A 14,253-nucleotide genomic window follows, 5' to 3' on the forward strand; every position below is an offset into this window, starting at 1 on the left:
AACTCCTGTTGCCACCCACACGAACCATCCCCGGATCTGAACCGACTAAAGAGTCCAATATCCGGGGACCAGTTCACAGCTGACACCGCGCCTCCTGTCCGTCAGGTGGTCACGACTCGTCATCTGATGACGTCGGCCGAGCCCAGTACGATCCGAACGTGCCGATGCCGCTGCCGTTCGCTTCGATGCCCCTGTCGCAGGATGATGTCACCTACGAGTACGGAGCGGACTCCACCGTGCGCCCGGATGTGCGGCCCGGCACCGTCGAGCGGATCAGCATCGGATCGAGCGAGCGGTTCCCCGGCACCACGCGGACCGTGTGGGTGCACCGTACCGCCGGGCATCGCGCCGATGAGCCGAGTGCCGTCATGTTCTTCAACGACGGCTGGTGGTACCTCGACCCCGACAGCGACGTGCGTGGTGGGGTCGTCCTTGACAACCTCGCCGCTCGAGGTGACGTTCCGCAGATGATCGGCGTCTTCGTGGACCCCGGCGTCATCGAGGTCGACGGGCTGCCGACGAAGCACCGCAACGCCGAGTACGACGCGTTCGACGACACCTACGCCGGTTTCCTGCTGCAGGAAGTCCTGCCGATCGTCCAGACCCGCTTCGCGGTCTCCGACGACCCGATGATGCGCGGGATCTGCGGAGGCAGCAGCGGTGGGAACGCCGCCGTGACCGCCGCGTGGTGCCGGCCCGACGGCATCGGGCGCGTGATCGCCTTCAACCCGAGCTTCGCGCAGATGCCCGACGGCAACCCCTTCCCGACCCTGCTGGCCAGCGAACCGCGTCGGCAGACCCGCATCGTCCTCCATGCCGCACACCGTGACCTGCACTGGAACGAGCCCGAGGGGAACTGGTTCGCCGAGAGCTTGGAGACCGCAGCTTCCCTCGCTCGCGCTGGCTACGACTTCCGGTTGGTCCTCGGCGACGGCGGGCACTCACCGAACCACGGCGGTGTGCTCCTCCCCGACGCGCTGCGCTGGCTCTGGCGCCCCCATGGGCGCTGGTAGCGTCCCGACCGTGGCGCGCACCGACGACGGTCCGGCTCGATCGAAGCTCCTCGGCCGATCGGCCATCGTCGAGTTCGACGGTCCCGCCGATTGCGCCTCCGCCGCGATGTCAGGCATCATGTCGGCGTACCGCGATGTCGTGGCGATCGTCGAAGCCCAGGCCGACTTGTCTGCCGACAGATCACACCCGTCGCGCCGGAGGCATCGTCCATGGCGATTGCACACACGCTCCTGTCCACTGCCCTCGGGCCGATCCGGGCGTCCGCTACGCGGTACGGCCGCGTCCTCAGCCTGCCGGGAGCGCCGTCGTTCTTCCTGCCAGCCGCCCTGGCGCGCCTCGGCGTCGCGATGACCGGGCTCGGACTGCTGTTCTCGTTCCAGCACGCAACGGGTTCCTTCGCCGTCGCGGGGGTCGCGACCGGCGCGTTCGCGGTCGCCGAGGCCGCGGCGGGCCCGCAGCTCGCGCGTCTGGTCGACCGATGGGGCCAGACGGCGACCGTCCCGGCGCTCGTCCTGGTCCACGGCACCGCGATCGTCGCGGCGCTCGCCACGGCAGGGAGGACCCCGGTCGGGGTCACGCTCGCAGCCGTCGTGGTGGCGGGTGCGACGATCCCGCAGCCCGGCGCGCTGTCAGCGGCCCGCTGGTCGGCGCTCCTCCCGGACGGAGCGACCCTCCGCATCGCCTTCTCGCTCGAGGCGAGCGTCAACGACGTCGTGTTCCTGTCCGGCCCGGTCCTCGTGACGCTCGTCAGCACGCTCGTCCTCCCCTGGGCCGGGTCCGTCGCGGCCGTCGCGCTCGTCGTGGTCGGCTGCCTGAGCCTCTCCCTGCAGCGCCGAACCGCTCCGGCTCCGCAGCGAGCTCGAGACCACGGTCCGGAGCGGGTCCGGACGTCCCTCCTCGCTCCGGCGTTCCTGTCCACGCTCGGCGTCAACCTCGGGCTCGGCTGCTTCTTCGGGGCGGTTCCGCTCCTGGTCACCGCGGCAGCCGCTTCGGAGGGACTGCGACCGTTGACGGGTTCCGTGCTCGCGCTCTCCAGTGCCGCCAGCATCGTCGCGGGGCTGGTCTACGGCGCGCTCCGGTCCGCCCCGCGGCCACAGATCGTCCAGTTGTTCGCGACGATCATGCTCGTGGCAGCCGTCCTCGTCGGCGTGCTGGTACCAACGCTGCTCGGACTGGCGATCATGCTGTTGGTCGGCGGGACCGCGATCGCGCCGCTCCTGGCCACGTCATCACAGATCGTGCAGGCCTCAGTCGCAGTCTCGGAACGGGCGCAGGGGTTCACGTGGATCAACTCGGCCTCGGCCGCGGGGATCGCCATGAGCGCAGCACTGACCGGCACGATCATCGCGCTCGACGGAACGCGGTTCGCCACCGCGGTCCTCGCTGCCCTCGTCCTGACCGCGGTGGTGTCCGCAGCGCTCTCGGTGCGACCAAGCGGTGCGGGTCGGTGAGCGTCGACTCCTCGTCCGCATCCACCTCGATACAGGAGGCGCGGCGCGAGCTGGCACCGCGCCTCCCGTCGGACAGGCACCACGCGGACGAGACGGCATGCGCTGACCTTGCTCGGCTGACCGACGCCAGCGGCACCATCGGCCCCATCCCCACAGGTACGTGGCGGCCCCGGCGGACACCGTGAGCATGCCCTCCCCTACGAGCGCCAAGACGCCGACGATCACCCCCCCCCCCCCCGACCCCGCTCAGCCCTGTCCCTGGTCGGTGAGACGCCACCCGTCGGCGGTCCGGGTGAAGCAGAACTCCCAGTCGCGCTCACCGTTCATGTTCTCGGCTTCACCGGTCGCCGTGCTGACCACCGTCGTCGCGACACAGGTCTCTTCGGTGTGACCGGGGTTGAACGGGACGACCTCGGAGTCGTCAGCGACCGTGTACGACCGCAGCGTCGGGTCGGTGCACCACGCCCAGGTCCGGTCGAGCGTCAACGCCTTCGTGACGTCACAGTGCTGTGCCTTCGCCGCGGCGAGGTACACCCTGGTCACGGCAAGCGGATCGGCCGACTTCGGCGGCAGACCCGACACACTGCACCCGGCGAGCGCTCCCGACAGCGCGACACAGGCCAGTGTCACGACGAGTCCCCGCTGCACGTCCTTCCGCCGCTCTGCCATGGATGCCGTCCCCCGTTCCTCGTCGAGCGGATCGAGCGTACTTCGGACAGGGCGGCTCTCATCTCCGAGGAACCGCGAGCGGACGATGACCGGTCGGCGTCGCAGAGCTCAACGCTGCGCGAGCGCCGCCTGGATCCGTTCGATGTGTGCCCCGAGCGCACCCGACGCCAGCAGCCCGGGTCCGAGGGGCCCGGACCGGTCTTCGCCCAGCAGCGGGAGTCGCCGGAGGGCTGCCTGCACGGGCTCGCTCATGTGCGCCAGCTGCCATATCGACTCGTCGCGCCCACCGCGTCCCGGAGCGGCGAGTTCAGCCGCCAGCGCCGCGAAGGCAGCTGCGCCGAGCGCGTGCGCGCCCATGTGCGCGACTCCCGAGGCCTGCCCCGCGGCCCGAGCGGCCGCCTTGCCTGCCGGGGACGCTGCCGCCTGGGCGGCACGGCCCGCGATGAACCGGTCACGGATCTGGCTCGCCGCGTCCAGCTCGCCGCGAGCGAACCTGCGGGCACGCTCGACACCGTCCCGAGCGCGCGGCTCGTCCGGTGCCTCGGCCTCGAACACGGCGAGCACGCGCTCGGCGCAGTCCGCAGCCCAGCCGGCGACGAGACGGCGATCGGGTTCATCCAGCGTCTGCGGAGAGGGCACGTCGACAGCCTGCCACGTGTCGGCGCGCATCCTGGTAGCAGGTGCTCGTCGCCGATCGGCCCGAGCACGTGCCGTCGACCTACGCGCGCAACACCGTGTACGTCACGACGCGCGGGATCTTCTCCCACCCCACGCGCGGAACAGGCGGTCGAGTTCCTCCGGACCGCGCCGATCGCTCCGGCCGATGTTCTGATCCATCGGGGCCGACAGGACACCGTCACACGCCGTGGACTGCCGGCTGGTCTGACGCGGCCGGCACACCGCGACCTGGCTGCAGATGGCGCTGCAGGAAGGTGAACGTCCGCTCGAGTGCATCGGTGCGAGTGCTCATCTCAGCGAAGCTGTGCTGCCCGCCCTCGACGAGCATCAGCTCGTGTTCCACACCCTGCTCCTCGAGCGTCCTGGCGAGTGACAGGCTCTGCTCGACCGGCACGACGCGGTCGGCGGTGCCGTGGAGCAGGAAGGTCGGCGGCGCTCCGGGGGTGATGTGGTCACCCGGGCGGAACCACTGGTCGGTGTCCGGCCCGAGCGCTGTCCGGAGCGGTGAGGTCGGCTGGTCGAACGCGCGGGTGATGGTCGGGTCGTGCATGCCGTACCAACTCACGACCGCGCTGATGCCTTCCGCTGTGGCGGCGGTGGCACCGACGATGGTGGCGATGGTCGCCCCGGCGGAGTTGCCCCACAGTGCGACGGCGCTCGGGTCGATGTTGAACTCGGTCGCGTGTGCGCGGAGGTGACGGAGTGCTTGGCGGACGTCGTCGAGCGGCGCGGGGAACCGTGCGAGGTTGCTCGTCCGGTACTCGACGCTGGCCACGGCGACCCCGCGCTGTGCGAGCCCGACCAACGCGGGCAGGTACGGGGCTCGGTGGACGTTGCGGAACCCGCCGCCCTTGATGAACACCACCAGGGGTGTGGGTTCGGTGGACACCGGCTTGAGCAGGTCGAGGTGTAGCTGCTGCCCGCCGGGCAGCAGACCACCGTCGCGGAACTGCTTGTACACGAGATCCGGGTAGGACTCGACGAACACGTGACTCGGGGCACGGAGCGGGACGGTCGACGATCGGTTCACGCCGCCCATCCTGGGACGGGAGGCTCGGTGCCAGCTGGCACCGAGCCTCCTGTCCGACCAGTGGTCGCGTCTACCGCGGTCCGGTTGCCGTCGAGCTGATGAAGGCGGTGACGTCCGCGATGAACCGCTCGGGTTCCTCGTCGGTGAGCATGTGTCCGGAGTGCTCGTAGACCCGGAAGGTCGCGTCCGGGATGAGCGCTGCGAGCTCTTCCCCGGCCGCCGGCGGGTTCAGCCCGTCGGACCCGCCGGACAGCACCAGGGTCCGTGCCGTGATCCGGGGCAGGTCGGGACGCAGGTCGAACCCGGCGAGGGACCGTTCCACGGCCGCGCGTTCCGCGTCGTCTAGGATCACCTGGCCCGCGGGCGGGGTCCCCGTGATCGCATCGCGCCGCTCCTGCGGTGTGTCCGGCGACCACAGCGCACCGCCGATCAGCTGCAGCAGTTCCTCGGGCGCGACGGACCGGGTGTCGATCCCCCGGCGGGCGATGTACGCGGCGACCGAGGACGTCGTGCCGTGGGCCTTCGACACGACGAGCACCAGGTGCGTCGTCCGTGCCGGGTCGAGGATCGCGGCCTGCGCGGCGACGTAGGACCCCATCGAGATCCCGACGACCGCCGCGGTGTCGTACCCGAGGGCGGCGATGAGGTCGTTCACCGCGGCGCCCTGGTCCGCGAGCGTGAAGTGCTCGGGGCGTGACGACCTGCCGTGCCCGAGCATGTCCGGTGCGATGACCCGGAACTGCCGCGCCAGGGCCTCGGCCACCGGCACCACAGACGAGGAGTCGCCGTACAGGCCGTGGATCAGCACCAGCGGCGGGGCGGCGGGATCGCCGAACTCGCGGTGGAAGACCGTCGAACCGGATGCTGCGATCGGGGGCGTGTCCACGACGAGCTCGGCGACCTCGACCACCGCATCGTCGGGCATCTCCGGGTAGTAGTTCTCGCGCAGCTGGCGAGCGAAGACCGCCATGTCGGTGCCGGCCGGTTGGTGCGCCTGTTCGGCGGTGAGGGTGTCCAGGCGGTGGCGGCGGACGGACAGCACGGTTCCGTCGAGTGGTCCCGTTGTCGGGTCGTCGTCGAAGACGAACCTCGCTCGGCCGACCGGGACCGCCTCGTTCCAGCGCACGGTGGACACCTTCTCGCCGCTCAGCATCGCCTGGTGGTGCTTGCGGTGGAAGTGGATCGTGTTCTGGGTCGAGTCGGTCACACCTCCACCCTGCCGCACTCCACGTCGGCACGGCACGCGCGGTGCCAGCCGGTGCTCCCCCGGTGCGATCGCGGAGTTGTGCGATCTGCTGAAATGCTGCACGCTGGTCCCGGGTACATCAGGGGGATCGTCGGGAGCGGAACGGAGAACACGCTCTCGGCCGCGCAAAGAGGGGGCTTCATGGGGGACATCACGTACGACGACGACGCAGCTGCCCGGCTGCAACGCGTCGCCGGACAGGCAGCGGACTGCCTCACCGGGCAGAGCGCTGCTCGGCGCGCAGCTGCGGAGAGCGCGCGGGACGACTTCGAGGGCGCCTACGCCAAGCGCTTCGAGGAATCGGCGCGGGTCGAAGCGGACGATCGGCCCAAGCTCGCTTCGTCGCTTCGTGACTTGGCGAACCAGGTCGGCCAGGCGACTGCTGCAGCGAAACGCGAACGGTCCCGACGCGTCGAGCTCGAAGCATGGCGCGGACGGCAAGAGGCCCGCGAGCGCGAAGCTGCATCGTCCCCCTTCGGCGTCTTCGGCATACCCGCGGCCAGCGGCCTCGATCTCGAACCGTCTGAGACTCCTGTCTCACCGCCGCACATCGCGGCGTCCTTCTCCGCCCGGGGCAGGACCCGGAGCGGCAGCGGGACCTCGGACGGCCGCAGCGCCGCTGACCCGGACGCCCTGCGGCAGTTCGCGACGACCAGCCGCGGACTCGACGCCGCCGCCGGCTCCGAGCGCACAGCGCTCAAGAACGCCTGGTCCGGGTTCACGGCTCGGTGCAGTTGGGCTCCGATCGACAGCGCGTCCTTGCTCGGCGGCTTCGATCGGCTCTTGCAGGAGAACAGCGACGACGCCGCGTGGCTGGAACGCATCGCGGATGCCTTCGACCGAGCCGGAGGTCACGGCTCACTGTCGAATGCGACGCTCGACATCGCCGCGGCTGCGGATCTCCCGCCCGGCTTGGCGAAGGTCTTCACGAAGGGCCTCAGCCCGGCCGAAGTCGCAGCACTGTGGGCGAAGCTGCGCCTCTCGAAGGCGGACAGGAACGACCTCCGAGCGCTGCCGGTCCCCATCCTGAGCCAGCTCGGCAACCTCGAGGGTGTGGACTACTGGGCTCGGGACACTGCGAACCGAGTCGTGCTCGATGCCCGTATCCACCAGGCACAACTGCGTCTCCGCGAGCTCGAACGATCGACCACGTACGACCCGGGTGGAGCGACGTACGCGACGGCCTTCAAGAACCTGACGGCACTCCAGGAAGTCCGCACAGCGAGCAACGACCGATCGAACGAGGGTCGTCGCTTCTTGATTTCGCTCGACGATAGCGTCGTCCCGCCGCTCGCCGCGATCTCCATCGGCGACCTCGACACCGCCGAGAACGTCACCTGGGCGGTCCCGGGCATGGCCACTGACACCTTGGGCATGAACGGCTGGACCGATGCAGCGCAGAACCTCTACAAACAGCAGAGTCTCACCGGACCTGCAGACCATGCCGTCGTCTCGTGGGTCGGCTACACGACGCCGCCCCAGCCGGTGATCCAAGGCCAGCTGGACTTCGGAGTCCTCGGCACCACGCACGCGAAAGACGGCAGCAGGAAACTCGCCGCGGCGCTCCGGGGGCTCGACGCAGCACGCGGAGGCGACTCGTTCACGAACAACGTGGTCGCCCACTCGTACGGCTCGACCACTGCGGCGTACGCCCTCACGAAGCGCGACGTGCACGTCGACACGTTCACCACGATCGGTTCCGCTGGTATCCCCAACTCCATCCCGGACGCCGGAACGCTCCACGCGGGCCACGTCTACGCGGGCCAGGCGCAGAACATCTGGGTCATCGAGCCCGGCCGCGGCGATCGGTGGGCACAGACCGGCAGACTCAGCCCGACGCACAGCCAGGACCCCACCGATCCCGCGTTCGGAGCAACCGCGTTCGGCACCGACGGCGTGACCGGCGACGACACGAAGCACTCCGTGGACGATCACAACGTCCTCACCGACGACCATCGCGGCTACCTCGACGCCGACACGGAATCGCTGTACAACATCGGGCAGGCCACAACGGGGCATCCCGAGGCGATGACCAAGTACGAACCCAAGGGGATGACGTGGTACGAGAAGACCGTGCTCGAACAGATGCAGGGGGTCCCGTGATGAAGAAGGACGTCCGACACAGCAGGTCCGTTGCGGTCGTTGTGACCCTCGGATGCGCAGCGATCATGCTGTCCGGCTGCAGCAACCACTCTGGGGAGCCCACCATGAAGCCGTCCGAAGCGAAGCAGTCCGTGATCGAATTCGTCCAAGAGTCGTCGAAGTCGGCCGGGGGGACCTGGGCCCACCTCAGCGGTCCCGGAATCCGAGAGTGCAGCCAGCCGAGCGGCGCACCCGGCACCATGTTCGTCTACGTGATGAAGCGTGCGGACACCACGGGCGCCGACGCACGCAACGACGTCAAGGCCGTCAGCAAGCACTGGAAGGACGCCGGTGTCGATGTCGAGGAGTACCAGAGCGGCGGGCCCAATCCAGTACCCGGGGTCCGCGGCCGCGGCGGCCCGGTCATCTCGGCGAGCTTCGACGCGTACCCCGGCAACTACCAGATGTCCGCAGTCTCCAAGTGCTCAGACGGCAACCCCGACAAGCTCCGTCTTGAGAACTGACCGACCGGACCTCCCGCGATTGTCAGACGGTCCAGCGGCGAACGCCGGGAACGCAACGCCGAAGGAGCACCCAGGGGTGAGCCATTGAAGGACCGTGACGTCCTTGCGCCTCGACTACCTCACCACCTCCGAGTGCGGCGGCCGATCTGGAGACTCACTGTGCGACCTTCTCGCCGGACACCTTTGACCATCGACGATCTCGACCGGTCCAACACCGTGGGAGGGCGTCGCCCCATCGCCCTCCTGGCGACCGTTGGTTGCGCAGTGCTCTTCGTGTCCGGCTGCAGCAGCCAGCCGCGCGAACCATCTGTGCAACCCTCCGAAGCACAAGATTCTGTCATCGCCTTCGTCGATGAGTCGTCTGCGGCGGCTGGTGGGACCTGGGAGCACGTCAGTGGTCCTGGAGTCCGTGATTGCGAGCTGCCAGGTGGAGCGCAGGGAACGATGTTCGTGTACATCGTCAAGCGGGCTGACACCACGGGTGCCGACGCGCGGAACGACGTCAAGGCCGTGAGGAAACACTGGAAGGACGCCGGCGTCCAGGTCGAGGAGTACCAGGGCGGCGGCCCGAGTCCGGTACCCGGCGTCCGTGGCCGCGGCGGCCCGGTCATCTCGGCGAGCTTCGACGCCTACCCCGGCAACTACCGAATGTCCGCGGTTTCCAAGTGCTCAGACGGTGACCCCGACAAGCTGTCGCGGCAGAGCTGAACGCCCATGTGGACCCTCGCCGTGTTCGAGCCACGGTGAGGCGCTCTCTGCAGGGCCGGTTCACGACGGTCTTCCCCGACCACCGGTTCCGGACCCAGGGCCCGGTGGTTCCCAAGCCTGGCCGCTCTTGCTACATTGAGTCGCATGTCAGCCGAGCCGAGAGGACTCGCGGGTCAGTTCGGACCGCTCGAGTTCGCGATCCTGGAAGCGCTCTGGGCGGGCGGGGAGTCATCCGTGGCTGAATGCGCAGAGCGTCTGAGCGGCGGCCAGGCGTACACGACGGTGAAGACCGTGATGGAGCGGATGACGGTGAAGGGGCTGCTCGTGCGCCGCAAGGAGTCCCGTGCCTATCGGTACGACGCAGCGCGGACGCGTGACGAGATGAACCGTGACGCAGCCGAGCGGACGAGCCGCGAGCTCCTCGCCGGGTTCGGCAGCGTGGCAGTGAGCAGTTTCGTGGACGCGATCGATCCGACCTCTCCGGAGTTCGACGACCTCGTGGCACGGCTCCGAGCAATCGCCGGGCGGGACGAGGAGTAGACGGGGCACTGAGCTCGTCGGGGGATGAACATGGACATCGGAGTGATCGGCTACCCGCAGGTACTGCTGGGGCTGTGGGGACCGCTGGCCCTCCGCGTCGCCTGGTTCGTCTGGACACGCCGCAGCGCCGGCAGCGTCGCACCAGCCACACGGTCACTCGTCACCGCGGCGGTCGCAGTCGCGCCTCTCGTGGCACTCTTCGTGCCGTTCGACCCGTCCACCCCGCTCCGGGACGCCCTCCCCTGGCATGCACCCCTCGCCTGGGGCATCGCGCTCGCACCGCCAGTCGGCGCGGAACGATCACCGATCGGACTGGTGCTCACGCTGTTCGCGGTCGTCCCCGTCGTCTCCGTCCTCGTGTCGTTCTCGATCGGCGTCGTCGAGGTGATGGTGTCGCGGTGTCGACTGGCTCGGCTCGTCACCGGTCGACGCGGAGACTTGCGCCTCATTGCCGAGAAAGGCTGTCTGACCGCGTGCGTCGCCGGGCTCTTCGTGCCACGCGTGTACATCACTGAGTCGGCGCTCGGCAAGTCACACGCGTCGGCGGTCATCGCCCACGAGCGCTCACACCAGCGTCGTCTCCACCCGTTGCTCAAGTGGACCGTGGGGTGCGCGCTGCGCGCGTGGTGGTGGATCCCCGGCGCGCGCGCGATGCGTCGGGACCTCGTCGTCTCGACGGAGCTCTGGGCCGACGATGCCGCACGGCGCAGCGTCGGCGACCGTGCAGTGGCGTCGGCACTGCTCGGCTCGATCCAGCAAACCGGCGTGGGCGGACTCCGCACGGCCGTCTCTGTTGCCGGTCTCGTCGGTTCCGAGAGCGTCCTCGAGGTGCGCGTCGCGGCGCTCTGCATGCCGGTGCGACCTCGCGGCAGCGTGCAGCGATTCCTCGTGCCTGCCCTCCTGCTCGGCTCGCTCGTCCTGTTCGTCCTGCTCTTCTGAGCTGCCTGGGGCTTCGTCGTCCTGATCCGGCCGGGTGCGCGCGGTTCTGCTACGTTGTGTAGCAGTTCGCAGCGGGGCGAGCACGACGGAAGGGGACCACGGTGGACCATGCGGCAACGACAGGGCGGGGACGTGGCGCGGGGACGACGGTGGGTGAACCGGTCGCGGAGACCGGCGGTCTGACGAAGCGATTCGGCCGGACAGTGGTGGTCGACGGCGTAGATCTGATCGTTCGACCCGGCAGCGTCTACGGTCTGCTCGGGCCGAACGGGGCGGGCAAGAGCACGACGCTGAAGATGCTGCTCGGTCTGCTCAAACCGACGTCGGGCGGCGTCGACCTGTTCGGCGAACCCTGGAACCGGGCGGCACTCAGCCGAGTCGGTGCGAGTGTCGACGGACCAGGCCTCTACGAGCACCTCTCCGCCGCGCAGAACCTCGGGGTACACGCGGAGCTGCTCGGGCTCGACCGGGGCGGGATCGACACGGCGCTGGACATCGTCGGACTCGCACACACCGGACGGAAGGCCGTCCGGCACTTCTCGCTCGGGATGAAGAGTCGGCTCGCTCTGGCGGTGGCGCTCCTCGGCGAGCCGGAGCTCGTGATCGTCGACGAGCCACAGAACGGGCTCGACCCCGAGGGGATCGCCGCGACGCGCCGACTCCTGCGGTGCATCGCGGACTCCGGTCGCACGGTGCTGCTCTCCAGCCACGTGCTGGCCGAGGTGGCAGCGGTCGCCGACGACATCGGTGTCATGGCTGCGGGTCGGCTCGTGTACCAGGGGGCACTGGCAGACCTGGCGCCGGACGGCGACCTCGAGCGGGCGTACTTCGCGCTCACCGCGGGCGGTGTGCGGTGACCGCCTCGGCTGGTGTGGTGTCGCTGCCGCGAGTGGTCCGCGCCGAGGCGCTGCGGTGGCGGCGCGACGTGGCGGCATGGCTGCCGTTGGGCGGAGTGGTCGTCGGCGCGGGCCTCGGCGTCCTCTCGAGCGGCGTCCACACCGGTTCCGGATGGGGGGCCGTGCTCGCGTGGCTCAACCCGTGGGCGGTGTTCGTCGGACCGATGCTCGCCGTGCTCGTCGTCGGCGTCTCGGTCACGGGCGACCGCGCGTGTCGTGGCGGTGGGACGTGGTGGCGGCCGGTCGACGCCCTCCGAGCGGACGTTGCGAAACTCGCGGTCGCCGCCGTGTTCCTCCTCGCAATGGACCTCCTCGCCGTGATGGGAGTCCTCGGCGTCGGGGCGACCCACGCCGACGGGGTTTTGCCGGCGCTCCGGGTCCTCGGGGTCGTGGTCGTGCTCTGGTCTGGGTCGCTCTGCGTGGCCGCGGTCGGGCTCCGCGTGGCCCGACGTCTCGGCGTCCTCGCAGCCCTCGGCGTTGGCGCCGTGTGGTGTGTCATCGGGGCCCTCGCCGCCGAGAGCCGTGTGGCATGGTTCATCCCTCCGGCCTGGGCGGTCCGCGCGACCATTCCCCTCCTCGGAACACACGCGAACGGCGTCCGACTCCCGAGGTCCTCCGCTCTGCAGCTGATCCAGCCATTCCCCCTCGCGCTCGCCTGCATCCTGTTGGCCGTCGCGATCGTCGTCGTCCGTCCGCCGCAGTCCCGTCCGTCCGGGGTCCCGCAACGCGCTGGTCACCGCCGGCCAACGGACCGCGTCGGACCAGGAGCACCCGCTCCGCTGCGGACCGTCGACGACCGGGAACACCGCACCGAGCCGGTCGAGCGCGCAGTCGGCCGCCGAGCGGTACGACCCAGTGCTGCCGGTGCGGTGGCCGCATCGCTGCGGCGCACACCCATGTGGATCCTTCCGGCAGCATCGCTCGCGCTCTGTCTCCTCATGACACGCTGGCAGTCACCGGACCGTGTCCTCGTCATCGTCCCCGTACTCGTTGCGCCCGTCGTCGCGTTCGTCGCGCCGATGGCGCTGTGGGGTCGGCAGCGACCGGCCTGGCGAGCGATCGCGAGCCGGACGGTGCCGATCGAACGGATCGCGGGTGCCCTCGCGCTCATGAACGCGGTGCTCGCCGCCATCTCCGTCGTCGTGCCGCTCGTCGTGCTCAGCCTGCTCGCCGGAGCGCGGCCGCCTCGGGTGCTGCTCATCGTCGGCCTCGGCTGTCTGACGGTACTGGCAGTGTCAGCCTGGCAACTCGTGTTGGAGATGTCCGTCGGCCGCGTGGTGGCCCTCGCCGTGGGGATCGTCGGTACGTTCGGCTCGCTGCTCATCGGCGGCAGTGGGCTCGGCACGGTCTTCTGGATCGTCGACCCGTGGTCCTGGGGCGCCTTCGGCTCGCCAGCACAAACGGTGGTGACCGTCCCGGTCATGCTGGTGGCTCTGGTCCTGGCATGGTTCGCGATCGCCCGATGTGGACGGCGGGCTGCAGCGTGAGTGATGACCTGCTCGACCTCGATCTCAGTGCCGCGCCGCGTCCTTCCGAGATCCCCGATGTCCGCCTGTTGGGTCGTCCCACCGTGAACGCGCAGCCCGTGCGTTCGACGAAGCCGCTGGAACTGGTCGCGGCGGTGGCGCTCGCCGGCGGTCGGTACTCGCGAGACGGTCTCGTATCCGGCATCTACGGTGGCGAAGCGTCCGATTCGGCGCTTCCCACGCTCGCCTACCGCGCTCGCTTGCTCGGGCTCCCCGTCGAGTACGACCCCTACACCGGTTTCTATGCGCTGACGAGCGCCATCTCCCTCGACGTCGTGGACGTGCTCCGGCTCTCCGCCGCTGGACGCGCGGGTGATGCGCTCTGCCTCTACCGCGGTCCGTTCCTCCCGCGCAGCGGGAGTCCGTTCGCCGCGACGCTGCGCGCGGAGATCGACAACGCTGTCGCGCAGGCAGCGCTGGCGACTGGCGATCAACGCGTGATCGAGTACGCCGCTCGCGCCGTGCTGCACCCGATGCTCGCTGACGCCGTCCGTCGTGCTCGGCCGGACGTCGCCTCGACGGTGCTCGGTGCGGCGTACCTGCGTGGCATCGGCGCCGCCTCCTGACTTCCGGAGCGGAACTGTGATGGAGGTGTGACGAGGGTGCGACCGACCCACGCGACTGTTGCTCTGACGGACCGACCGGCCCGTCGGAATCCTCGTTGAAAGGGGGGTTGAGATGAGCAACAGTGACTTCGATCTCGACCTGCAGGTCGAATCAACCAACGCGACGGTGACGCCGCAGATCACCAGCTTCTCGCTCTGTACGCCGGGTTGCCCGACGGGCGGCTTCGCCTGCTTCACGGCGGCGTGCACAGGTGGCTGCACGATCTCGTCGTCCAGCGCCTGACAGCAGCGACAAGCACGACGGCCGATCGCCTCCGGGCGGTCGGCCGTCTCCCGTTCTCAGGGGTCTGCCAACTGTGATCGTCGTGTGAATCGAGGATCGTA

General features: G+C 69.7%; 15 protein-coding genes. 11 read left to right on the top strand and 4 right to left on the bottom strand.

Annotated elements, in window-relative coordinates:
- The first annotated feature begins 164 nt into the window (after positions 1-164).
- The gene (locus tag MT346_RS01910; protein WP_243561431.1) at positions 165-1,013 is read left to right on the top strand and encodes an esterase family protein; all 849 of its coding nucleotides are present in this window, start codon (positions 165-167) and stop codon (positions 1,011-1,013) included.
- A gap of 210 nt (positions 1,014-1,223) precedes the next feature.
- Positions 1,224-2,465 (top strand): MFS transporter, encoded by a 1,242-nt coding sequence (locus MT346_RS01915; protein WP_243561072.1) that lies wholly within the window; start codon positions 1,224-1,226, stop codon positions 2,463-2,465.
- 246 nt (positions 2,466-2,711) lie between these two features.
- Here MT346_RS01915 and MT346_RS01920 read toward each other — a convergent pair whose 3' ends face one another.
- From MT346_RS01920 to MT346_RS01935, 4 genes are all read right to left on the bottom strand, one after another.
- The gene (locus MT346_RS01920) at positions 2,712-3,134 is read right to left on the bottom strand and encodes a hypothetical protein (protein ID WP_243561073.1); all 423 of its coding nucleotides are present in this window, start codon (positions 3,132-3,134) and stop codon (positions 2,712-2,714) included.
- A 108-nt stretch (positions 3,135-3,242) separates the two neighbouring features.
- Positions 3,243-3,773: a putative immunity protein gene (locus tag MT346_RS01925; protein ID WP_243561074.1), complete on the bottom strand. Its 531-nt coding sequence runs from the start codon at positions 3,771-3,773 to the stop codon at positions 3,243-3,245.
- Between the two features lie 217 nt (positions 3,774-3,990).
- A complete protein-coding gene (locus MT346_RS01930) occupies positions 3,991-4,842 on the bottom strand; it encodes an alpha/beta hydrolase (RefSeq protein WP_243561075.1) in 852 nt (283 codons plus the stop codon).
- Between the two features lie 70 nt (positions 4,843-4,912).
- Positions 4,913-6,049 (bottom strand): alpha/beta fold hydrolase, encoded by a 1,137-nt coding sequence (locus MT346_RS01935; protein ID WP_243561076.1) that lies wholly within the window; start codon positions 6,047-6,049, stop codon positions 4,913-4,915.
- A 180-nt stretch (positions 6,050-6,229) separates the two neighbouring features.
- Between MT346_RS01935 and MT346_RS01940 the strand changes: the two genes are divergently transcribed.
- The 9 genes from MT346_RS01940 (at position 6,230) to MT346_RS01980 (ending at position 14,152) form a co-directional block, all read left to right on the top strand.
- The gene (locus tag MT346_RS01940; RefSeq protein ID WP_243561077.1) at positions 6,230-8,191 is read left to right on the top strand and encodes an alpha/beta hydrolase; all 1,962 of its coding nucleotides are present in this window, start codon (positions 6,230-6,232) and stop codon (positions 8,189-8,191) included.
- Between the two features lie 104 nt (positions 8,192-8,295).
- Positions 8,296-8,694, top strand: a complete 399-nt coding sequence (locus tag MT346_RS01945; RefSeq protein ID WP_243561078.1) for a hypothetical protein — start codon at positions 8,296-8,298, stop codon at positions 8,692-8,694.
- A 444-nt stretch (positions 8,695-9,138) separates the two neighbouring features.
- On the top strand, positions 9,139-9,402 hold the full coding sequence (locus tag MT346_RS01950; protein WP_243561079.1) for a hypothetical protein: 264 nt from the start codon (positions 9,139-9,141) through the stop codon (positions 9,400-9,402).
- 144 nt (positions 9,403-9,546) lie between these two features.
- Positions 9,547-9,942 carry a BlaI/MecI/CopY family transcriptional regulator gene (locus MT346_RS01955; protein WP_243561080.1) on the top strand — a complete coding sequence of 132 codons (396 nt, stop codon included), beginning with the start codon at positions 9,547-9,549 and terminating at the stop codon, positions 9,940-9,942.
- Between the two features lie 30 nt (positions 9,943-9,972).
- Positions 9,973-10,881, top strand: coding sequence for a M56 family metallopeptidase (locus tag MT346_RS01960; protein ID WP_243561081.1), 909 nt, complete (start codon positions 9,973-9,975; stop codon positions 10,879-10,881).
- 149 nt (positions 10,882-11,030) lie between these two features.
- On the top strand, positions 11,031-11,738 hold the full coding sequence (locus tag MT346_RS01965; protein WP_243561082.1) for an ABC transporter ATP-binding protein: 708 nt from the start codon (positions 11,031-11,033) through the stop codon (positions 11,736-11,738).
- A 17-nt stretch (positions 11,739-11,755) separates the two neighbouring features.
- Complete coding sequence (locus tag MT346_RS01970) at positions 11,756-13,264, top strand: hypothetical protein (protein ID WP_243561083.1); 1,509 nt, start codon at positions 11,756-11,758, stop codon at positions 13,262-13,264.
- A gap of 98 nt (positions 13,265-13,362) precedes the next feature.
- Positions 13,363-13,869 carry a hypothetical protein gene (locus tag MT346_RS01975; RefSeq protein ID WP_243561084.1) on the top strand — a complete coding sequence of 169 codons (507 nt, stop codon included), beginning with the start codon at positions 13,363-13,365 and terminating at the stop codon, positions 13,867-13,869.
- Between the two features lie 112 nt (positions 13,870-13,981).
- Positions 13,982-14,152 carry a gallidermin/nisin family lantibiotic gene (locus tag MT346_RS01980; protein ID WP_243561085.1) on the top strand — a complete coding sequence of 57 codons (171 nt, stop codon included), beginning with the start codon at positions 13,982-13,984 and terminating at the stop codon, positions 14,150-14,152.
- Positions 14,153-14,253 lie beyond the last annotated feature (101 nt).

This window comes from Curtobacterium sp. VKM Ac-2922, from assembly GCF_022815645.1.
GTDB lineage: Bacteria > Actinomycetota > Actinomycetes > Actinomycetales > Microbacteriaceae > Curtobacterium.